Source organism: Antiquaquibacter metalliresistens (genome assembly GCF_029211225.1).
Classification (GTDB): domain Bacteria; phylum Actinomycetota; class Actinomycetes; order Actinomycetales; family Microbacteriaceae; genus Rhodoglobus; species Rhodoglobus metalliresistens.
On sequence record NZ_JARGEM010000001.1, the window covers coordinates 503236 to 524946 of the forward strand.

18 protein-coding genes are annotated in these 21711 nt (G+C 68.9%); 6 read left to right on the forward strand and 12 right to left on the reverse strand.

Going from position 1 to position 21711, the window contains the following annotated elements:
* Window positions 1-411: 411 nt before the first annotated feature.
* The 4 genes from cls to PYV02_RS02615 are packed head-to-tail and all read right to left on the reverse strand — an operon-like array spanning window position 412 to window position 3583.
* Window positions 412-1884, reverse strand: coding sequence for a cardiolipin synthase (gene cls / locus PYV02_RS02600; protein ID WP_420833584.1), 1473 nt, complete (start codon window positions 1882-1884; stop codon window positions 412-414).
* Window positions 1885-1920: 36 nt separating this feature from the next.
* Entirely contained in the window at window positions 1921-2475 is a 555-nt protein-coding gene (locus tag PYV02_RS02605) for a hypothetical protein (RefSeq protein WP_275755895.1), read from the reverse strand.
* Window positions 2472-3092, reverse strand: coding sequence for a hypothetical protein (locus PYV02_RS02610; RefSeq protein WP_275755898.1), 621 nt, complete (start codon window positions 3090-3092; stop codon window positions 2472-2474). The genes PYV02_RS02605 and PYV02_RS02610 overlap by 4 nt, the downstream gene beginning before the upstream one ends.
* A 2-nt stretch (window positions 3093-3094) precedes the next feature.
* Window positions 3095-3583, reverse strand: coding sequence for a YajQ family cyclic di-GMP-binding protein (locus PYV02_RS02615; RefSeq protein ID WP_275755900.1), 489 nt, complete (start codon window positions 3581-3583; stop codon window positions 3095-3097).
* A gap of 22 nt (window positions 3584-3605) precedes the next feature.
* Between PYV02_RS02615 and PYV02_RS02620 the strand changes: the two genes are divergently transcribed.
* The gene (locus PYV02_RS02620; protein ID WP_275755901.1) at window positions 3606-4355 is read left to right on the forward strand and encodes a lytic transglycosylase domain-containing protein; all 750 of its coding nucleotides are present in this window, start codon (window positions 3606-3608) and stop codon (window positions 4353-4355) included.
* Here the strand turns inward: PYV02_RS02620 and PYV02_RS02625 are convergent.
* The 7 genes from PYV02_RS02625 to PYV02_RS02655 are packed head-to-tail and all read right to left on the reverse strand — an operon-like array spanning window position 4340 to window position 12761.
* The gene (locus PYV02_RS02625) at window positions 4340-6463 is read right to left on the reverse strand and encodes a hypothetical protein (RefSeq protein WP_275755903.1); all 2124 of its coding nucleotides are present in this window, start codon (window positions 6461-6463) and stop codon (window positions 4340-4342) included. The genes PYV02_RS02620 and PYV02_RS02625 overlap by 16 nt on opposite strands.
* A complete protein-coding gene (gene tatC, locus PYV02_RS02630) occupies window positions 6460-7260 on the reverse strand; it encodes a twin-arginine translocase subunit TatC (protein WP_275755905.1) in 801 nt (266 codons plus the stop codon). Before tatC ends, PYV02_RS02625 begins: the two co-directional genes overlap by 4 nt.
* Window positions 7261-7288: 28 nt before the next feature.
* Complete coding sequence (locus PYV02_RS02635; protein ID WP_275755907.1) at window positions 7289-7579, reverse strand: twin-arginine translocase TatA/TatE family subunit; 291 nt, start codon at window positions 7577-7579, stop codon at window positions 7289-7291.
* Window positions 7580-7599: 20 nt separating this feature from the next.
* Window positions 7600-7782 carry a twin-arginine translocase TatA/TatE family subunit gene (gene tatA, locus PYV02_RS02640; RefSeq protein WP_275755909.1) on the reverse strand — a complete coding sequence of 61 codons (183 nt, stop codon included), beginning with the start codon at window positions 7780-7782 and terminating at the stop codon, window positions 7600-7602.
* 40 nt (window positions 7783-7822) lie between these two features.
* Window positions 7823-9412, reverse strand: a complete 1590-nt coding sequence (locus PYV02_RS02645) for an FAD-dependent oxidoreductase (protein WP_275755912.1) — start codon at window positions 9410-9412, stop codon at window positions 7823-7825.
* Entirely contained in the window at window positions 9409-11088 is a 1680-nt protein-coding gene (locus PYV02_RS02650; protein WP_275755913.1) for an FAD-dependent oxidoreductase, read from the reverse strand. Before PYV02_RS02650 ends, PYV02_RS02645 begins: the two co-directional genes overlap by 4 nt.
* A gap of 41 nt (window positions 11089-11129) precedes the next feature.
* Window positions 11130-12761, reverse strand: a complete 1632-nt coding sequence (locus tag PYV02_RS02655; protein WP_275755915.1) for an extracellular solute-binding protein — start codon at window positions 12759-12761, stop codon at window positions 11130-11132.
* Between the two features lie 225 nt (window positions 12762-12986).
* Here PYV02_RS02655 and PYV02_RS02660 point away from each other — a divergent pair, with 225 nt between their 5' ends.
* The 5 genes from PYV02_RS02660 to PYV02_RS02680 all read left to right on the forward strand — a co-directional run bounded on the left by PYV02_RS02660 (window position 12987) and on the right by PYV02_RS02680 (window position 20686).
* A complete protein-coding gene (locus PYV02_RS02660; protein ID WP_275755917.1) occupies window positions 12987-14564 on the forward strand; it encodes an FAD-dependent oxidoreductase in 1578 nt (525 codons plus the stop codon).
* Window positions 14561-15622: a LacI family DNA-binding transcriptional regulator gene (locus PYV02_RS02665; protein ID WP_275755919.1), complete on the forward strand. Its 1062-nt coding sequence runs from the start codon at window positions 14561-14563 to the stop codon at window positions 15620-15622. The genes PYV02_RS02660 and PYV02_RS02665 overlap by 4 nt, the downstream gene beginning before the upstream one ends.
* A 74-nt stretch (window positions 15623-15696) precedes the next feature.
* On the forward strand, window positions 15697-16605 hold the full coding sequence (locus PYV02_RS02670; RefSeq protein ID WP_275755921.1) for an ABC transporter permease: 909 nt from the start codon (window positions 15697-15699) through the stop codon (window positions 16603-16605).
* The gene (locus tag PYV02_RS02675) at window positions 16602-17510 is read left to right on the forward strand and encodes a carbohydrate ABC transporter permease (RefSeq protein WP_275755923.1); all 909 of its coding nucleotides are present in this window, start codon (window positions 16602-16604) and stop codon (window positions 17508-17510) included. Before PYV02_RS02670 ends, PYV02_RS02675 begins: the two co-directional genes overlap by 4 nt.
* The gene (locus PYV02_RS02680) at window positions 17507-20686 is read left to right on the forward strand and encodes a GH92 family glycosyl hydrolase (protein ID WP_275755925.1); all 3180 of its coding nucleotides are present in this window, start codon (window positions 17507-17509) and stop codon (window positions 20684-20686) included. Before PYV02_RS02675 ends, PYV02_RS02680 begins: the two co-directional genes overlap by 4 nt.
* On the opposite strand, the gene PYV02_RS02685 is transcribed toward PYV02_RS02680, so the two are convergent.
* Complete coding sequence (locus PYV02_RS02685; RefSeq protein WP_275755927.1) at window positions 20683-21696, reverse strand: LacI family DNA-binding transcriptional regulator; 1014 nt, start codon at window positions 21694-21696, stop codon at window positions 20683-20685. The two genes, PYV02_RS02680 and PYV02_RS02685, sit on opposite strands and share 4 nt — an antisense overlap.
* Between the last annotated feature and the right edge of the window lie 15 nt (window positions 21697-21711).

The following is a 21711-nucleotide window of genomic DNA, read 5'->3' on the forward strand; positions in this document are numbered from 1 at the left end:
CGCGGAACTCAGGATGAGTTCCTGAGTTCCGCACCTGGAGAATGACCTCACTAGCGCGGGTGTGGAAGCCACGGTGTCGGAGATCCGCCTTCGCGGAGCGGTGTTCGGCCCTGGTCCGCGGCCCGCTGGTGTGCTTCAGTGGGTCGAGTCGGCCACGGAGACCAAATGTCCGGTCTCCGGGTCCGCGGGTGGACGACCTGGACGAGCGAAATTCAGGAACCGATCCTGAGGATCGCGAATCGCCCAAACTGGACGCCCGCCGCGAGCCCACCTCAGCGGCGTGTTCGGTCGCCGAGTGTGCAGTTCCGGTGGGTGACGCGAGCCGATACCGGCCCGACCTGCACAGTCGATGCCGCAAGCGGGGTGTCGGCGGCGGGGCGTCGGCAGTGGGCTGGCCGCGACCGAGGCCCGCTACTGCACCGCGGCGGTGAGTCGCGCGAGGTTGTCGAGGGTGGCCTTCACTCGGCTGCGTTTCTGCCACTCCGCGAGCGTGAGCCGTGTGCTGTTGGCCCGGTAGGAGTCCTCGATGGCGCGCAGCGAGGAGAGGAACTTCTGCCCGCGCACCATCACCGACACCTCCAGGTCGAGGGTGAACGAACGCATGTCCATGTTGCTCGATCCGATCACCGCCACCTCGTCGTCGAAGCTCATGTGCTTGGCGTGCAGGATCGTCGGCGCCTTGTAGAGATAGATGATCACGCCAGCCTTCAGCAGCGCCTCGTAGTAGCTGCGTTGGGCGTGGTACACCAGAAACTGGTCGCCGATCTCGGAGACGAACAGCTCCACGTGCAGCCCGCTCTGCGCCGCCGTCGTGATCGCGTAGAGCATCGAGTCATCCGGCACGAAATACGGACTGACCAGGATGATGCGCTCCTGCGCCGCGTAGACGAGCGAGTTGAACATCCGCAAGTTGTTCTCGCCCTCGAAGCCGGGCCCGCTCGGGACCACCTGGCAGTCGATGTCCCCGCTGCCGGTGGCGCGTGCCGGAGCTGCCTCGCGTTCGAGCAGTTCGCCGGTCTCCGAATACCAGTCGGTGACGAACAGCGCGTCGATGCCGGCGACGACCGGTCCCTCGAAGCGCGCCATGAAGTCCTTCCAGTGCAGCCCGCGCTGGTGGTTCTTCTTGCGCTGGTAGCCGGTCTCGACGACGTTCTGCGAGCCGGTGAACGCGACCTCACCGTCGACGACCAAGAGCTTGCGATGATTGCGCAGGTCGGGGCGCTGGATCTTGCCGCGCAGGGGCTGGAACGGCAGCATGAGGTGCCAGTCCACCCCCATCTGCTTGAGTCGGCGGATCGTGGGCTTGTAGCCCGGGTACTGGAAGTTGCCCAGGTGGTCGAGCAGCACGCGCACCCGAACCCCGCGGCGGTGCGCGGACTCGAGGGCGTCGAAGAACGGGGCGGTCGTGTCATCCAGCAGCAGGATGTAGAACTCGACGTGCACCGACCTCTTCGCCGCGTCGATGGCGGCCGTCATCGCGTCGAGCGACTCCTGGTTGTCGGCGTACAGCTGCGCGGTGTTGCCGCCGACGAGCGGCATGGCGCCGAGCGTGCGGTTGAGCTCGACGATCGGCTCGAGCCACGACGGCCAGGGCGGGTCGATCTGCACCCGGTCGAATCCCTCGGTGGTCTCGAGGATGTAGTCGTTGATCTGCTGCTGACGCTCGCGCCGCTTCTTCGGCAGCCGGGCGCTGCCGACGATGAGGAACAGCAGGATGCCGACGTAGGGGATGAAGAAGATCGCGAGCAGCCAGGCGAGGGCGGTCTGGGGTCGCCGGTTGCGCGGGATGTAGATCAGCGCCAGCACGCGCACGATGAAGTCGCCGAGGAACAGCACGACCGCCAGCGTCACCGGAAACCAGCCCTGATCAGTCGTCGCCACCACGGGCGCAGTCTATTGGGCGCCGTCAGCGTGGGGGTGTCATGCCACGTCGCCGATCTGCACATCGAGCGCGCCGTCGGGGTGCCAGGTCAGCATCAGTCGCTCGACGCGCCCGAAATCCCGGGCATACACCGTCAATGCCAGGCCCTCGCGAACGAAGCGGGCCTCGTCTACGCACGTGCGCCCGGCACCGGTGGAGAGCTTGACCGCGGCCACGCAGATGCGATCGCCCGCCGTGCGATAGGCGAACAGCCTCCAGGATTCCGCGTCAGCCAGCCACCGGGCCTGCGTCGCGTCCGGGGCCGCCCAATCGGGCGCGGCGGCATCGGCGTCGATGGGCGGACGATGGAAGACCTCGAGTGCGACCGCGGGAGGCACGAAGGTGGCGCTGACCGTTGCGACCAGCCCGAGCCCGGAGACCGCGCCGAGCAGCGCGAGCAACAGCAGCCGCGGCACCGCGGGCGGTCGCAGAACTGGCGGCGGCGGGGGTGGCGGTGGGCCCGGGGCATCCCGAGCGAGCTCGGCCTGCGCCGCGGCGCGATCCTGGTCGGTGGACTCGCGGGAGAAGGCGCGACGCAGCAGCTCGTCGGTCACGGCACGCGTTCCTCGATCCCAGCCCGGTACAGCTCCTCCGGCACCCGGTCGTACACCCGGGATGCTCCGGTGGGGCCCCAGAAGATCGAGATGTAGTCGGGGTCGGCGACCGGTCGGGTGGCGAAGCTGTACACGATCCCGTAGCGCTCGAAGGCGGCGAGGCTCGTGCAGGTGCCGCCGCCGGAGAGCCCGCTCGCCGTGCGCAGGCAGAGCCCGTCGGTCTCGGTGAGATAGACGTAGACATCCCATTCGTCGACGCTCGTGAGCCAGCGCACGCTCGACAGGTCGGGGTGGTCGCCGACCCGATTGTGGTAGCTGGTCACCGGCAGCCAGGTCGGTGCCGCCCGGTCACGTTGGTTCTGCGCGCGTTCGAAGATCAGCAGCGAACTCGGCGGATGCTGCGCGCCCGCGACGATCGCCCCGCCGAGCAGCAGGGCCACGACGATGCCGAGGATCCACAGGCGATGCGGTGGCGACCACAGCGTCGCACGGGGAGGATCGAAGGTCGGCGGCATCCGGCCGCGCAGCGAGGCGAGCTCTGCCTGTGCACGCGCGCGCTCCTCCGCGGAGGAATCGCGCGCGTAGGCCCGCCGCTGGAGTTCGGCGAGCCGGGACATGGCTACCGGAAGTTCACGAACTGCAGCGCCACATCCAGGTCTTTGCCCTTCAGCAGCGCCATCGTCGCCTGCAGGTCGTCGCGGCTCTTGGACTGCACCCGCAGCTCATCGCCCTGGATCTGCGACTTCACGGTCTTGGGCGCCTCGTCGCGGATGATCTTGGAGATCTTCTTCGCGTTCTCGGAGTCGATGCCGTTCTTCAGGCCCACTTCGATGCGGTACTCCTTGCCGCTGGCGAACGGCGCACCCGAATCGAGGGAGCGCAGCGTGATCCCCCGCTTGATGAACTTCTGCTCCAACACCTCGAGCACCGCCTTCACGCGCTCCTCGGCGCTGGCCTTCAGCAGCAGCTTCTCGCCGCTCCACTCGATCGAGGCGCCGACGCCCTTGAAGTCGTAGCGCTGCGCGATCTCCTTCTGCGCCTGGTTGACCGCGTTCTCGGCCTCCATCTTGTCGACCTTGCTGACGATGTCGAATGAGGAATCTGCCATGTGCCCATGCTAGAACGTGACGGTGACCGGGCGCCCATGGATCGTCGCCGCCAGCGTGCTGGCGGTCATCGCCGCGATCGCGCTCGGTGTGCGCCTTGCGACGACTCCGGATGCCGCCGCGCCCCCGTACGCGCTGCAGGCGGCACCGCCGCCCACCGCCGAGTGGGAGGGCGGACCCCCGTACCTCGAGGCAGTGGACCCGGGCTGGGTGGAGCGCGCGGCGGCGGCCACCGGCATCCCGCCCGTCGCCATGCTCGCCTACGCCCAGGCTGCCGTCGCGACGGGCAACGCCTTCCCGGAGTGCGGCATCGGCTGGAACACGATCGCGGCGATCGGCCTGATCGAGAGCGATCACGGGCGGCACGGCGGTTCGCAGGTCGGCGAGGACGGCCGGGTGGACCCCCCGATCTTCGGCGTCCCGCTGGACGGCGACGGCGTGGCCCTCATCGCCGACACCGACGGCGGCGCGATTGACGGGGACGCCGAGCACGACCGCGCGGTCGGGCCGATGCAGATCATCCCGGACACCTGGCGCAGCTGGGCGGTGGACGCGAGCGGTGACGGCGCCGGCGACCCCCAGAACATCATGGATGCCGCGTTCGCCGCGTCCAACCACCTCTGCCGCTCGAGCGGCTGGGACATGGTCAGCCGCGAGGGCTGGCGGGCGGGGATCGCCGGATACAACGCCGGAGAGCAGTACCTGCGGGACGTGGCATCCGCGGCACAGCACTACCGCGAGGCGGTCGACTCGGCCGGTCAGCCGACCAGCTGATACGCGAACTGCACGGTCAAGTCCTCCGCCCCGGACGCGTCGCTGACCCGCAGACGCAAGCGCCGTGGCGACGAGAGACCGTTGATGCCGAAGGGGGCCGAGAGCGTCGTCGCCCCGGTGCTCGTGCTCGCCGTGATCGCCGCCGAGCCGGCGGGATCCCCATCGACGAGCATGCGCACCTTGGCGCTCCCCGCGCCGGTGCTCCTGATGATCTTGAGCACGAGCACGCGTCGACCGTCCAGGTAGAGCAGCTCGGAGAAGTCGTACTCCCCGTTGGCGACCGAGCCGGGGATGCGGCAGGCGAACCAGCCGTCGAGCTGCGCGATCCCCTTGTTGTCCGTCACCCGGGACGCCGGGCCGAGCGCATTGAGGGCGTAGGGTGCCTCGAGGTTGCCGTTCAGGTCGTTCGTGGCGATGAGCACGTCCTGCGCGTCGCTGACGATGCCGTAGCGCTGCCGGTTGGCGCCCTCCGGCAGGCCGCCGATCGAGTTGCCCGTGATCACGACGCGCGTCGCGTTGCCACGGATGTTGATCCCGGCGCCGTGACGATACGCGGAACCACCACCGCCGTAGCCGCCGAGCGAGGCCCCCGGCAGGTCGAAGTGCGTGTCGTCGATGACCGTGATGCGCCAGGTGCGCTCGATCGCCGCCCCTCCGGTGCCGGTCACAGAGACGTAGTCGCCTGTCTCCCAGCCGTGCGGCGTGGCCGTCTCGATGCGCACATCCGCCCCGCTCGCCGCGGCGGAGATCGGGATCGCGAAATCGGGATGCGCCGCCCGGCCGTTGTTGCCGATGACACTGCCGGTGACGACGATGCGGGTGGAGTCGATGTCGATGCCGTTGCGACCGGCGCCGCGCACCACCACGTCCGCGAACATCGCGGTGCCGGTGAAGCCGTTGGTGATGCGGACGCAGTCGAGCAGCCCGTCGGTGGAGATGTAGGTGTTCGAGAACTTGGCGTCTGCCCCGGCCTCGAGCAGCACCGGATAGCCGTGACTGTTCTCGAACCCGCCCGCGTTGAAGTACAGGAACTTCGGCAGACTCGCGGAACCGGTCGTGTTGCGCATCCAGATGCCGTGCCGGCCGAACAGGATCGCGGTCGAGATGAACTTGATCGAACCCCCGAGGCCATCGAGGACCACGTTGTCGGTGCCGCGATTCTTCGTGCCGGCCGAGATCGCACATTGCACGAACTCGATCGGGTCGGCACGGAATGCGTCACCGACACCGTTCAAGAGCACGACCTGCTCACCCCTGAAGCCGTTCCAGACGCAGTGCTGAAAACGAACCGTGTTGCAGCCGCGCAGCACGATGCCGTTGTAGCCCTCCTTGAAGCGGCAGGCATAGAAGGAGAGGAAGTAGTTGCCCTGGTCCGGGTCATCCGGATGCTTGTCAGTGCGGATGAACGCGCCGCCGGTGAGCGTGGGGATGCCCTCGGCATCGACGTCACCGCGCATCTGCAGATCGCGGAAGCCGCCGCCCCGCACACCGCGCAGCACGAAGGCGTCCTGGTCGCCGGTCGTGATCCGCAGTTGGGTGCCGAGGTCGAACTCGGCTCCGGTCGTCGAGTCCCTGCCATCGCCGGCGCCGGTGCCGACGAAGGTGACCGGCGCGGTGGTCACGGTGATGGTGCTCGCGATGCGGAACACGCCCGTGCCGAACTGCAGGATGCCGCCGTCGGGCAGCGCGTTGACGGCGGCCTGGATCGCGGATGCCTGGTCCGTGTCCGGATCGGGCAGCACACCGAACCATGCCAGCGGCACCGCACCATCGGCGACCGGGCGACGCCACCGACCGGTCGAGACCCCATCGACGGCGAAGACGAGGCCGCCGTCGTCCGCGCTCTCGTCCGCGTCATCCCAGCGGAGCATGCCACCGCCGACACCGGGGGCCGAGGCGTGATAGCCCAGCAGGTAGGCGACTTCGCCCTCCTCGCCCTCGGCGGCCCGAGCGGCGGCCACGCTGTCGAACACACGCATCGACTCTGGCGGGTCGGCGTGCGCGGCCGGAGCGGCCGCGAAGACCGTTGCTCCGGCCGCGAGGCCGCCGATCCCCAGCATGGTGAAGGCCCTCCGGCCGACGGCTGTCTCGGATTGCTCCTGGCTCATGCTTGTGTTCCCTTCTTCTCGCGCGGGACTCGGCCCGCGACCGTTGTGGAGTCGGCGGCCACCTCGCGGCGCGCTTCGGAGCGTCGAACGCTGCGGTCATGCAGCAGGGCCGTGCCGGCCGCGCCGAAGTACAGCGCGAGCATCGGGATCGCGAGCAGGAACATCGACAGCACGTCGGCGGCAGGCGTGGCGAGGGCCGTGAAGATGCAGATCGCGACGATGGCGTAGCGCCATCCGGCGAGGATCGTGCGTCCGGACAACACCCCCATCCAGTTGAGCACGACCAGGAAGAGCGGCAGCACGAAGGCGATCCCGACCGCGAGCACGAGCTTGAGCGCGAAGTCGTAGTAGATGCCGGCGCTGAGCAGGGTGGCGGAGGCCTCGGGTGCGAAGCCGGTCATGAGCACCACGATGTGGGGGAGCACCACGGCCCCGGCCACGCATCCTCCGGCGAACAGCGGCACGGCGGCGCCGACGAAGGCGAAGGTGCCCTTTCGTTCCGCGCGGGTGAGGCCCGGAACGACGAAGGCGAAGGCCTGGAACAGCCACACGGGCGCCGCGAGGATCAGGCCGATCTGCAGCGACAGCCGCAGGCGGAGGTCGAACGCCGAGGTCACCGTGTCGAAGTTGAGCGCGGCCTGACGCCCGCCCTCGTCGCCGGACTGCGTGATCGGCTGGATGAGCAGCGCGAGCACCGCATCGGCGAGGAACCATCCCACCACCGTGCCGATGAGCACGGCGATGGCGGCGATGAACACTCGACGGCGCAACTCCGCGAGGTGAGCGCCGATCGACATGCGCCGCTCGGGCGTTCGTCTGGGCTTCTCAGCGCGCATCGGACGTGCCCGCCGAGGGAGGGTGGGCGGCGTCGTCGCCCATCAAGGCGTCCCGGATGACGCGGCGCGGGTCGTAGCGGCGGGGATCGAGCGTGCGCCAGTCCGCGAGGTCGATGCCGGCGTCATCCCGCAACCGGCGGCGCGTCTCGTCGCTGAGGCCCCGCATCCGCCGTACCGCTCGGCGCAGCGTCGCGACCGCGCCGGGCAGCCGTTCGGGTCCGATGACGAACGCCGCGATGGCCAGGATGATCAGCAGCTTCTCGAACGTGAGCCCCGACATGATCTGCGCTCCGGCAGCGACTACGCCGCGGTGCGATCCTCGCCGGCGTCGTCGGGCTTCGGATCGCGCAGCTCGGTGCGCAGGATGCGCGTCGATTGGCCGAGGCTGCGCGCCAGCTGGGGGAGCTTCGTCGCGCCGAAGAGCAGCACGATCACCGCGACCACGATCAACAGGTGCCAGCCGGACATGTTTGCGAACATCATCGTTCCTCTCTGTTGCGGCCTCGGCCGCGTTGGTGTCGGCCTACCGGCCGACGTCGATCGAATCGGGGAAGTCCAGAGTGTCCGGGTAGTCCCCGGCGGCGTACACCTCGTCATCCCGCAGCCGGAGCACGCTGCCGAACTCCTCGAGGGCCACCGCCAATGCCGGGTAGTCGTAGTCCTGCACGGCGCGACCGGTAGCGAGCGACTGGTGCGCCAGCTCACCGCAGGCCTCGCCGAGCATCCCGAACGCCGGCTCCATGCGCGCCGAGAGGTAGCCGACGTGGCTCGCCGAGAAGCAGACCGCCACGGCGAGGTTCTCGGCGTCCGCCCGACGGGGCATCAGGCTCTCCGCGGGGAGCTGGTACAGGTCCACGGGCGGGTTGCTGGTGCTGCCGGTCAAGGTCCCCTCGGCGACCAGGGTGTCGCCCTCGGCCCAGTACTGCGTGATGTGGCAGTCCATGCCGTACTTCCAGTAGGCGACCGCCGTGGACTTGGTCGCGGATGCACCGAACAGGTCGTGCTCCGTGAGCACATGCTCGCCGACCATCCGGCGGGCCTCGCGGATGTAGAGCGCGTGCGGGAACCCGGCGCCGTGCGGGCTGTCGACGAACTCGTCGGCCGGGTAGCCGAAGGCTCGCGTGCGTGCGCGGAACGTCTCCGACAGGGAAGGGTCGTTGGCCATCCAGTGCAGGAGGCCCTGGTGCCAGCGCACCTGCTCGGCGATGATCTCATCCCGCCGTGCCCAGCTGCCGTCGGGGTAGTCCCAGTTCACCCCGGGCAGGTCGAATCCGACGACGGGACCCTGGTTGGTCTGGAACTTCTGCCGCGGCAGCGCGGCGGTCTGGGTGACGATGGCGTCGAGTCCCCCGAGCTCGCGCTGCTCGACGAGGCGCTGGAACAGTCGGTACTCGGAGGGGTCGTAGCCCTCCGGCCGAGCGAACGGCAGCCGGTCATCCGCTGTGGTCAGAACCCCGCGGAAGTTGTAGGCCTGCACGGCGGCGTCCGCGGCCCCGGGCAGGAGGTCCGGCCGCGCCCGCATGAGGTAGGCGCCCGGCTCGGCGAGGCCCGCGGCGCGGTGCGCGCGGGTCGGGAGGAACCCGGCATGCTCCTCGCCATACTCCTCGCGCGACTCGCGACCCGTGCGATACGGCACCCCGCTGGCGGCCATCAGGTCGCCCTCGTACGAGGCATCGATGAAGAAGTCGGCGCCGATCCAGCCCGGACCCGCGTCGGCGACGCGCACGCCGCGCACACGACCGCCACGCACCTCGACGTCGGCCGGGCCGTCGATCCGACAGCGCAGGAGCACGTCGACACCGGCGGCATCCAGCAGCTCGCGGCTCACCCGCTCGGCGACCTTCGGTTCGAAACGGTACTGCGCGTGATCCAGGCCGTACTCGCGACCGATCCCCTCGAAGAACTCCGACAGGGTCAGCCCGCCGAGCGCCGGCAGCACGTTGGGGATGTCGGTCTTGACCAGGCCGCCCGCGACGATCCCGCCGACATGCTCCGTCGGCTCGAGGATGCACACGGTTCGTCCCCGTCGGCGCAAGCGCACCGCCGCCATGATCCCCGCGAGGGATGCACCGTAGATCAGTACGTCGTAGCGCCGCCGCCGCAGGTCGTTCATCGGACCACCGCCCGCGGTCCGCGATCCTCGGGGAGCGGGTACAGCGGCGTGCGCCCGACCGCCTGCGAAGGTCGAGTGCGGCGGATCTGCTCGGGCCAGGCGACCGGTGCGCCCAGCTTCTGCTCGAGCGTGCGCTGCAGGTCTCCAACGAGTCGGGGTGACTCGGCGACCGCGTGCGGTTCGGTGCGCTCCGCGATGCACTGGGCCGCGAGCGCTCCGGCCGCCTCGCCGATCGACCATTCGACCGGGTGCAGGCGATAGCAGCCGTTGGTGAGGTGGGTCGTGCCGATGTTCTTCGCCGCCGGGATGAGGTTGCGAACACGCACGGGCACGAGCGCCCCGAGCGGGATCTGGAACGGGTAGCACTCCAGGTTGACGTAGTTCATGCCAGCGGCCGAGGGGTGCAGGTCGATGTTGTAGTGCCCGATACCGACCGAGTCGGCGAATCGAGCGGCGCCGTCGCCCTCGGGCCGGTCCACGACGGCGACGTGCTGCTCCACGACGGTGAACAGCGCCCGGATTCTGCGGGACTCGCGCACGTAGACCTGCTTGGCCAGGCCATCCTTCGTGCCCGTGATGTCGGGCCGGAGCCGGAGCTCGGGGTAGCCGACCCCACCGTCGTGGCGCGGAGCCTCGGTCTGCATCCAGTGCAGGTAGGAGAGCGAGAGCTCGCGCGCGCGTTGCAGAGCCCACTGCCGTTCGGTCTCGCCGATGCCCGGGCCGACCAGCGGCGCCTCCCAATAGTCGGTGTTGGGCCAGTTGACCAGCGAGATGTCCGTCGCGATCACGTTCGGATCGAACTGGGTGCGAGCCCGAATCCGACGGAAGTGCCAGAGGTCCGCTCCACGGGGTTCGTCCATGTCGACCTCGAAGATGCGGTTCTCCCGTCCGCGGTTGGAGTGGATGTCGATCTTGAACCAGGACAGCTGCGGTCCGGGCCAGAACGGGTCCACGTGCGTGAGCCAGTGGTCGTAGGAGGCCGGCCGGTCCACGACGTGCGACTCACCCGGCCTGAACTCGAGTGGGAAGCACCACGTCACCGCCTGCTGATCGCGCCAGTCCGCGACGTCGGGGGCGAAGCGCTCCCCGGTCTCGAGGCTCGACTCCGAGCCGACGACGTGCTCCACCTGCGCGAGTTCGAGCAGGTCACCGAGCTCGGTCGCGTCGATGACGATGTCGGCGGTGAGGTGTGTCGGCTCGCCGGTGTCGAGGTCGAGGAAGGTGACGCCGGACACCCGGTCGCCATCGACCGAGGCCGAAAGCGGTCTCAATCGGTGGCGTACCGTCACGAGGCCCGCCGAGCGCACCCCCGCGAGCATCTCGTCGATCGCGGCGACGGCGGCCAGCGGCTCGGCGCAGAGCCGACTGACATTGCCGAGCCCGGGGTTGAGCTCGTCGATCTGCCGTGCGGCATCCGTCAGCGGGTAGTTGCGCCGATAGTAGTCACGCACCCGCGTGCGCAGGTCGGCATAGCTCGACGAGGTGACGCCCTGCTCGATCCAAGGGTGCTCGTCCGAGGGCACGGCCTGCGCCGTCAGCTGCCCGCCCAGCCACTCGGTCTCCTCCGTGAGCACCACCGCAACGCCCAGGCGAGCCGCGGCGAGCGCCGCCGACACCCCGCCGAGGCCCCCGCCGACGATCAGGATCGGGGAATGGGCCGGTGTTGTGATGGTCATGCTGTCTCTCCGTTGCGGGTGGTCGGTGCGTGAGGTGGTGATCAGCTGTTCGCGGCGGCGAACGCCTCTTCGAGCTCGCTTGCGATCTGATCGCCGCCCGAGGTGCGCCAGGTGGCGACCGCCTCGTCCCAGTAGTCGAGCCCGCGAGTGCCCTTGAGCACCTCGGTCTGCGCGTCGACGAGCGCCTTCTTGAGGGCGGCGCCCTCGCGGTTGTCCGTCGTGGAGAACAGGCCTGCGGAGGCATCGGGCAGCAGATGCGGACCGACGCGCAGCTGGTAGTCGTACTGGGCCTGCACCCGCGACTTCGGGCCGGGACCGAGCACCGGCGGCTCGTCGACGATGTAGTTCAGCGGCAGGCCGAGGTCGGCGGTCGCACCCTGGATCGCGACCGGGCCGCCGTTCTCCAGCGTGAAGTTGACGTCTTCGACGCCGTACTTGCGGAACATCTGCTCGGTGGTTCCGATGGGCGCGGCGAGCCAGTTCGCGATGCGCAGCAGCTCCCGCACGCGCTCCTTGCTGTCGGACTTCTTGATCGCCGTGAACGCGAACGTGGTCTGTCCGAACCAGTGGCGGGCGTCCCCTCCCCCGTCGTACTTGGGGGCGACCAGGGCGCCGAACGAGGCATCCGGGTTCCCCTTCGCCAGGATGTCCCATGCCGCGTAGCCGTCACGGGTGAAGACGATGCGACCGCCGGTGATCAGCTGCCGGAAGTCCAGCGACCCGGCGAACGAATCGGGATGGAAGTACCCCTTCTTCACCAGCTGTGCGACGTCGCTCAGCGCCTGGCGCGCGGAGTCCGTGGCCAGGCCGAAGGTGAACTTGCCGCCGGACTCGGCCCAGTTGTTGGGGGTGCCGTTCATCTCCTGCACCACCCCGACGGTGCCCGGGCCGTTCGCCGTCGCGTAGACGTTGTTCTTGGTGTCGGTCACCTCGGCGAAGATCTCGGAGAACTCCTTGAAGTTCGCCGGTTCGAGAGTGAGACCGCGAGCCTCGAGCATGTCCTGGCGGCCGAAGTAGATCTGGCCGATCGGCGCACGCGCGGTCGGGATGGCGCGAATGCCTCCCGACTGCACCATCGTCGACCAGGCGTAGGTCGGGATGTTGGCCAGGAACGGGTACTCGGCGATCGCATCCCCGGAGAGATACTCCGTGAGGTCGGCGAACAGCGCGGGAAGAATCTGGTCGCGCCGGGTCTGGTTGAGCCGGATCTGCACGATGTCCGGGATGTCACCGCCGGCGAACACCGTGGCGAGCTTCTGCGTGTAGGCGCTGTCGGGCACCATGTTGAGGTTCAGGGTCACGCCGAGGCGCTTGTTCAGTTCCTGCCAGAATACGTTCTGGTCGAGTGCCGGGGGCACGGACGCGAAGAGGTTCACCAGCGCGGTGACCTCGCCACCGGATCCCGGCACCGCGGAGACGCCCTTCACGAGCTTCTGCGGGAACGTGAAGAACGCCGACATCGCATTGTCCTGCGCTGCGAGGTCGGGCGCGACCTTGTCCCACGGGATGTACCGGGGCAGCTCGATTCCCCCGGGGCCGACGACCGCGGGAGCACCGCCGCCGAGCACGGAGCCCGGGGAGCAGGCCGCCAGGAGCGAGGCCATCGCTCCGGCGAGGGCCACTCCGCCTGCACCGACGAGCAGTTGGCGACGGCTGAACTGGCTGGTTGTCATGTCGTTCCTCCTTTGGCTGCGACGCGACTTGCTATTGGCGATATCTTTTGGCGTATCGCTAGCTTTCCGCTTTCGGACGACGGTAGAGGCCGAAGAACGGCCATGTCAAGCATTCTTTTCGGGGTTCGCTAGATGCAAGTAATTGGTCATAACTAGCTTGCGTATCGCCGAACAACTTGCTAGACAAGGTCCGTACCCGACATCGTCGTCACGAAAGGACCGCAGGTGACCAAGGACCACGGCGCGCTTCCGGGCGTGCGCTACCTGCTCGAACCCGAGGTCTCGGCCGAAGAGCGGCGCAGCGACGTCGTCGTCTACGGCGCGACCTCCGGCGGGGTGGCGGCGGCGCGCCGTGCAGCGCTCGAGGGTCGGTCCGTCACCCTCCTCGTGTTCGACGACCACATCGGCGGCATGACCACCGGTGGCCTCGGACTGACGGATGTCGGCGACGCGCGCACCGTCGGAGGTCTCGCCCGCGCCTTCTACGACGCGATCGCGCACGCGTACGGCTCGTCCTCGCCGCGGTGGTTCTTCGAGCCGCACGTGGCCATGGACGTCTTCGAACAGTGGTTGAGTCATCCCCTCATCACCGTACGGCGCCGCCAGCAGCTCGCCGAGCTCGAACGCAGCGGGGCCAGGATCACGGCGCTTCGCACCCGCGACGGCAGTCGCTATCTGGCCGACGTTTTCATCGATGCGAGCTACGAAGGCGACCTGATGGCGGCGGCGGGAGTCAGCTACACCGTCGGTCGTGAGGACGCGTCGGTGTACGACGAGGCGCTGGCCGGCGCGCAGCCCGGCGACGGTCATCAGTTCATCGCCCCGGTGGACCCCTACCGCCGCGTCGGCGACCCCGCGAGCGGCCTGCTCGAAGGCATCGATGCCGCGCCGTTCGGCACGGTCGGCGATGGCGACCGGCGTGTGCAGGCGTACAACTTCCGGCTCTGTGTCACGACCGCGGCCGACCGCGTGCCGTTCCCGCGGCCGCACGACTACCGACCCGAGCGCTACGAGCTGCTGCTGCGGTACCTCGGCACCGGCGAGTTCGACCTCACCGGCCGCACCGTGCTGGTGCACGACGACGTCTACGACATGAACAACCACGGCGCGGTCTCCAGCGACTACATCGGCGGCTCGTGGGAGTGGCCCGAGGCCACGTTCGAGCGCCGCAGCGAGATCTTCGACGATCACGTCTCGTATCAGGCGGGGATGCTGTTCTTCCTCGCCAACGACCCTCGCGTGCCGGCCGCCGTGCGAGAGGTCGCGAACCGCTTCGGGCTCTCGCCGCGCGAGTTCGTCGGCACGGGAGGATGGTCCCCGCAGCTCTACGTGCGCGAGGCGCGGCGGATGATCGGCGAACGTGTGGTCACCCAGCGCGACGCTTCGCAACCCGACGCCGTGCACGATCCGATCGCTCTGGCGTCGTACACGATGGACTCGCACCACGTGCGTCGTTACGTCGCCGACGGCCGGGTGATCAACGAGGGCAATGTGCAGGTCGAGCTCGTCGGCCCGTTCGGCATCTCGTACCGCTCGATCCTGCCGGTGCGGGAGGAGTGCGAGAACCTGCTCGTGATCGCCGCGATCTCGGCCTCCCACGTGGCCTACTCGTCGGTGCGGATGGAGCCGGTCTTCATGATGATCGGCGACAGCGCCGGCACCGCGGCATCGCTGAGCATCGAGAGCGGCACCGCCCTGCACGACATCGACTACGCACGGCTCGCCCAGGCGCTGTCGGACCGCGGCGCACTGCTCGGGAGCCCGAGTGCCGTCCCCGCGTCGGCGGGAGAGAATGTGCCATGACGAGTGATCGTGCAATCCAGCCCCGACAGGCCGACATCGCCCGGGCCGCGGGCGTCTCCCAATCCACGGTGTCCCTGGTGCTCGCCGGCTCAGGCGATCTCTCCCGGGTGTCGCCGGCCACCTATGCGCGAGTGATCAAGGCGGCGACCGACCTCGGCTACGACGGCCCTGTGATGGTAACCAGGCCGCGCAGTCGGCGCCTGCAACTCGGCGTGCACACCTTCGAGCGGGTGTTCCCCACCCGGTCGAGCGACTACTACACCCAGTTCCTGACGGCGATCGAGGAGCAGGCCGCGATCGAGGGATGCAACCTCATCCTCTTCACCGCCCTGCATCAGCCCGGCGGCGATCACCGGCTGTACGCCGAGGGCCGCAACGAACTGCGGCACGCATCCGGAAGCCTGCTGCTGGGTCGCAGCACGGACGACGACGACGTGGCGAAGCTCATCGACGACAACTACCCCTTCGTCTACGTCGGGGAGCGCACGATCGAGGGACGCTCCGTCAACTTCGTCGGTGCGGACTATCGCACCACCACCGGTCAGCTCACCGCCGAGCTGCTCGGCCTCGGCCACACCCGGATCGGATACCTCGGCGAACCATCGCGCACGCCCCTCCAGGAGCAGCGCTGGAACGGCTTCCTCGACGTGCTCACGCGCTTCGGCCTCAGTGCGCCGACACCGAGCTTTCTGAGTCCGGACGAGCTGAGCGCCGAGTGGCTCGATGCCCAACTGCGCTCGGGCGTGACGGCGCTGCTCATCGAGGCTGCGACGCAGCTCAAGGTGATCGAGACCCTCGCGGCGATCGGCGGCATCGGCATCCCGGAACAGCTCTCGGTGGTGCTGCTCGTCGACGTGCCCGCCGACTCGCCGACGACGCGGGACTGGGCGCAGCTCAACGTGCCGCGCGCCGATATGGGCAGCAGGGCGGTGCAGCTGCTCATCGAGATCATCCGCAACCCGACCGGCTCCTACGAGCGTCAGGTGCTGCTGCCGTGCCACTACACGCTCGGCGCCACCACCGGCGCCCCGGCACCCCCCGATTCCACGAGGACGTGAGAAGGAACATGACCACCACCGGGTCCACTTGGACTGGCGCCGCACGGGCGCGAAACGACGGCAGCGTCAGGCGCGTGCCGCGATCGGCACGGCTGCGCCGCGACTGGGTGCTCCTGGCGCTCGCGGTACCGGGTATCGCTCTGCTCCTGCTGTTCCAGTACGTGCCGCTGCTGGCCAACGTCATCGCATTTCAGGACTACCAGCCCTACATCGGCATCTGGAGCTCGCCCTTCGTCGGGTTCCAGAACTTCGAGATCCTCTTCAATGGCGACCCGGCCTTCGTCAGGGCGCTGCTGAACACCCTCCTGATCTCCTTCGTGCAGATCGTCGTGATCTTTCCACTTCCGATCGCGCTCGCGCTGACGCTGAACACGCTGCTGCACGACACCGTGAAGAAGGTGGTGCAGACGGTGCTGTACCTGCCGCACTTCATGTCGTGGGTGATCGTGGTGGCGATCTTCCAGAACGTGCTCGGCAACGGCGGGCTGCTCAACACCTGGCTGCGCTCGATCGGAGCGGAGGGATTCGACATCGTCGGCAATCCCGACATGTTCCTGGCGCTCATCACGAGCCAGGCGGCGTGGAAAGACGTCGGATGGGCCTCGATCCTGTTCCTCGCGGCGCTCTCGCGCATCGACCCGAACCTCTACGAGGCCGCCGACATGGATGGCGCGAACCGGTGGCAGCAGACCTGGCATGTCACGCTCCCCGGCATCAAGGGCATCATCGTGCTGCTGCTGATCCTGCGGCTCGGCGATGTGCTCACCGTCGGTTTCGAGCAGATCGTGCTGCAACAGCAATCCGTGGGTCGAGAGGTGTCGGAAGTGCTCGACACCTACGTCTACAACAACGGCATCATCAACGGCGAATGGGGCACGGCTGCCGCCGTCGGCCTGGTGAAAGGGGTGGTGAGCGTCGTGCTCGTGCTGGGTGCGAACAAGCTCGCCCACCTCTTCGGCGAGAGAGGCGTGTATCAATCATGACGGCACTCACCTATCGGTCACGTCGTCGCAGGCGCACGCCGGCGGCCATCGGGTGGTCGACGCTCAAGGGGGTGGTGCTCGCCGCGGCCTGTGCGGTGGTGCTGATCCCGTTCGTCATGGTGATCTCCACCAGCCTGGCGGACCCCCAGCAGGTGAACGCGGCGGGCGGCTTCGTGCTCTGGCCCGAGCATCCGTCGTTCGCCGCGTACGAGGCGATCCTCTCCGGCGGGACGGTCACGCGGGCCGTGCTGGTGAGCATCGGGGTCACGCTCGTCGGCACCGCCGTCTCGCTCGCCTGCACCACGACGCTCGCCTACGCGCTCGCTCGCCCCGGCTCGTTCGCACACAAGCCGCTGCTGCTCATCGTGCTCTTCACGCTGTTGTTCAGCCCGGGCATGATCCCGACCTACCTCGTGGTGGCGCAGCTGGGTCTCATCGACAGCTGGTGGTCGCTCATCCTGCCCGTCGCCGTGAACGCCTTCAACGTGATCATCATGCGGGCGTTCTTCCTCGACCTGCCTCAGGACCTGTTCGAGTCGGCACGGCTCGACGGGGCCGGTGAGGTGCGCATCTTCCTGCGCATCGTGCTGCCGCTCTCCGGCGCGGTGATCGCCGTGGTCGGACTGTTCTACGCGGTCGCGTACTGGAACAACTTCTTCAACGCGCTGCTCTATCTCAACGACACCGCGATGTGGCCGCTGCAGTTGATCCTGCGCACCTACGTGATCAACGGCAGCCCCCTCGGCGGCGACGCCCTCGGCGCGGGCGGCGAGGCGACGCAGCTGCCCCAGCAGTCCTTGCAGATGGCGATCCTGGTGCTGAGCATCGTGCCGATCCTGCTGGTCTACCCCTTCCTTCAGCGGCACTTCGCGAAGGGCGTGCTCGTGGGCGCCGTCAAGGGATGAGGGATGACTACGCGGAGTCGTTCGAGCGAGCGAACGACCCCGAGCCTCCGCCCCTGCCCGGACTCGCCACCTGGGTGGACTCCGGTCCGGACCGCGGCAGCACGGCCGCGCTCGGGCGCGGCTTCACGGGCCTGCACGCACTCGCCTTCCGGCATCAAGCGGAGGAGGGCCAGGTCGATGCGGTCGTGCTCGCGAGCCCCCTCGCAGTTCGCGTGCACCCCGACTCCCAGCTGCGTTATCTGGTGTTCCCCGGTTCCGAATCGCAGCGACCGTTCGCCGCGACCGGGGTGAGCCTGGACCTGCTCTTCGACGACGGGTCTCGGGCCTCCGATCATGGGCTGCGCGACCAGATCGGGGCTGCGCTGCATCCCGCCGGGCAGTTGGCCGCACGTGCGCTCACACCGGACCAATGGAATCTCGTCGTCGTCGACCTCGGGGCGATGGCGGGTCGCACGGTGATCGCCGTCGAGCTGGTGGCGGTCGGGGCCGGGGTCTCTTGGGGCTGGATCGACGACGTCTCGATCGCTCGGGTGAACGAACCCGTCGGCCTGTCGCCCGCCGAGCTCGTGGATACTCGGCGGGGCACGAACTCGAGCCGCTCGGCCTCGCGCGGCAACACGATTCCGGCCACCGCCCTGCCGAACGGCTTCAACCTGCTCGTGCCGATGACCGACGCGACGTCGCAGAAGTGGCTGTACCAGTACTCGAGTGGGAACGGACCGGACAACCGGCCCCGCCTGGAGGCGCTGGGCATCTCCCACCAGCCGAGCCCATGGATGGGCGATCGCGACCAGTTGGCGATCATGCCGGCTCGCGCCGGAGACGAGGTGCTCGCACTCCCGAGCGCACGCGCCCTCGCCTTCGGGCACGCCGCCGAACAGGCGCGCCCCCACGAGTATCGGGTCGTCTTCGACTGCGGTCTGGAGGCGGCGATGGTTCCGACCATGCGAGGCGCCTGCCTCCGGTTCAGCGCATCGTTCGATCTCGCCGTGATCGTCGACAGGGTCGCCGGCGAATCGCGATTCGACATCGACGCCGACGGTCGGCTGTCCGGTTGGGTCGACGGCGGCACGGACCTCTCGGTCGGGCGCAGCAGGATGTTCGTCGCGGGGCGGTTCGACCGGCGCCCCGTGCACGTCGACGTCGCCCCCGATCGGGAGTCCGCGCTCGTCGCGCAGTTCGACGGGGATGTGGAGCTGCGCATCGCCACCTCGTACCTCTCGATCGAGCAGGCGGAGTTCAACCTGCGTGAGACCGAGGAGGGCTACGACGCCGTCAGGAGGGCGGCGAAGGACGCGTGGGATCGCGTGCTCGGCGTGATCGAGGTGGAGGGCGCCCGGCACGACGACCGCGTCACGCTCTACTCGAACCTCTACCGGCTCAATCTCTACCCGAACTGGTACGACGAATGCACCCCGACCGGTGAGCACCGCTACGCCAGTCCGGTGCTGCCGCAGCGCCCGTCGACGGACTCGACCACCGGGGCGCAGGTGCGCGACGGGCGCATGGCGGTGAACCACGGCTTCTGGGACACCTATCGCACGGTGTGGCCCGCCTACGCGCTGCTCTACCCCTCGCGAACCTCGGCGCTGATCGACGCGTTCATGCAGCAGTACCGAGACAGCGGCTGGATCGCGCGGTGGTCCTCGCCGGGTCACGCCGACCTGATGACCGGCACGAGCGCCGACGTGGCCTTCGCCGACGCGATCATCAAGTCGGTGTCGATCGCCGACGCCGACGAAGTGCTCGAGGCCCTGCTCAAGAGCGCGACCGTCGTGCCCCCGGCCGCGAATCTCGGGCGCAAAGGTCAGGCAGTGAGCCCGTTCCTCGGGTACGTGCCGAGCGGTGTCACCGAGAGCGCCTCCTGGACCACCGAGAACGCGATCAACGATGCCGGCATCGCGGCGTTGGCCGAGCACCTGGCCCGGGACGAGCGCACGAGCGGGGCGCGCCGCCGCGAACTCGAAGACCTCGCCCGGTATCTGCGCCACCGCTCGTCGGCCTACCGGCGCCTGTTCGACGCCGAGACCGGATTCCTGCGCGCCCGACGCGAGGACGGAGCCTGGGACCCGCCGGGCTTCGACCCGGAGGAGTGGGGCGGCCCGTACACGGAGACCAACGCCTGGACCTTCGCGTTCCACGCCCCACACGACGGCGGAGGACTCGTGGAGGTCTTCGGCGGCCAGCGCGAACTCGCGGCGCGCCTCGACGCCTACTTCGGCACCGTGGAGACCGGAACGAAAGCGGGAACGTACGGCGGCGTCATCCACGAGATGACCGAGGCACGCGACGTCAGGCTCGGGCAGTTCGGATTCAGCAACCAGCCTGCGCACGCCATGCCGTTCCTCTACCTCTTCGCGGGGCGTCCGTGGCGCACTCAGGAGCTGCTTCGCGATGTGCTCACGAGGCTGTTCCGCGGCAATGAGATCGGGCAGGGGTATCCCGGCGACGAGGACAACGGCGAGATGTCGGCCTGGCACCTGTTCGGATGCCTCGGCCTCTACCCGTTGCACCTCGGCGCCGCGCGCTACGCCGTGACCGCGCCGTTGTTCCCCGCCGCGCGCGTGCGGCTCGAGTCCGGACGCGTCCTCTCGGTCATCGCGGACCGGCACGGCGCCGATCGACCGTACGTCTCCGAGGTGAGCTTCGACGGCGTTCCCCTGACATCCCCGTGGATCGACCACGAGCGGATCGCCGCGGGCGGCGTGCTCCGCTTCGTCATGAGCGATCGGCCCTCGGCCTGGGGGATCGTGCCGCCGCCCGCACCGCTGCCGTCGCCGTTGCGCGATCTCACGCGCGGCGCGACGGTGCGCACGGACGGTGGCGCCGACGCCTCAGCCCTCATCGACGACGACGCACGCACCGACCTGGTGTTCCAGAGCGACCGCGTCACGGTCGAGCTCGAGCTCGCCGAGGGTCCGTCGAGCATCCTGCTCTACACCCTGACCTGCGCCGAAGCGTCGATGGCGCCGACGGGCTGGGAACTGCACGGGTGCACCGCCGATGGCTGGATCGCGATCGATGTCCGCCGAGACGAGCGGTTCCGCTGGCCTCGGCAGACCCGACCGTTCTCGGTGGCACCGCACCCGGCCTGCTCCGGCTATCGTCTGGTGCTGGAGGGCGGTGAGCGGGGGCTGGCGCTCGCCGAGTTCGAGCTGCTCGCCGAAGAGGACTAGGCCGGCCGCGCCGTGCTGGAGCGCACGATGAGCTCGTACGGCAGCGGGGTGTTGCTGAGCACCGCGTCGCGATGACCGGGGTTCAGCTGGTCCATCACCAGATCGACCGCCATGCGGCCCTGCAGCGCCGGGAACTGCGCGATCGTGGAGAGACCGAAGAACTCGCTCAACTCGTGGTCGTCGACGCCGATCACCGAGACATCCCCCGGAACCGACAGCCCCAGATCCCGCGCGGCGAGAATGGTACCCATCGCCATCTCGTCAGATGCCGCGAACACCGCCGTCGGGCGGGAGTGCGGGTTGCCCAGCAGCTGCTTGGCCGCCGCGTACCCGCCGGGCAGTGTGAAGTCCGCCGACTCGAACAGCTGCGGGTCGGGGGTGATGCCCGACTCGCGCAGCGCCTCCTCGAAACCGACGCGGCGCTTGCTGGGCACGTGGAAGTCCATCTCCGATTCGACGTTGCCGCCGATGTGGCCGATCGTGCGGTGCCCTAGCGCGAGCAGGTGCTCGGTGGCGAGCTTCGCGACGGAGATGTCGTCGATGCTGAGCGTGCGCACGCCCTCGATGGAGCCGCCGATGCCCACGATGGGCTTGTCGAGGTCGTGCAGGCGGCCCACCTCGGACTCGGTGAGTTCCAGGGCGATGGCGACCACGGCATCCACGCGCTTGCGCAGCAGAAAATGCTCGAACACCGTGCGCCGCTCCTCGCCACCGCCGCCCAGGTTGTAGAGGGTGAGGTCGTAGCCGTGGCTGAGCAGCGCGCTCTCCGCGCCTTCGAGCACGGCGCCGTAGAACCAGCGATTGAGGAACGGGATGACGACGCCGACGTTCTTCGTGCGGCCCGTCGCGAGCCCCGAAGCGCTGGATGACACGACGTATTGCAACTCGAGTGCCGCGGCGATCACCCGCTGCCGAGTGGCCTCGGAGACGTGCCCGTTGCCGCTGAGTGCGCGGGAAACCGTGGCCGTGGAGACGCCCGCGAGTTGCGCGACTGCGTTGATGCCGGTCATGCGGGTCCACCTCCT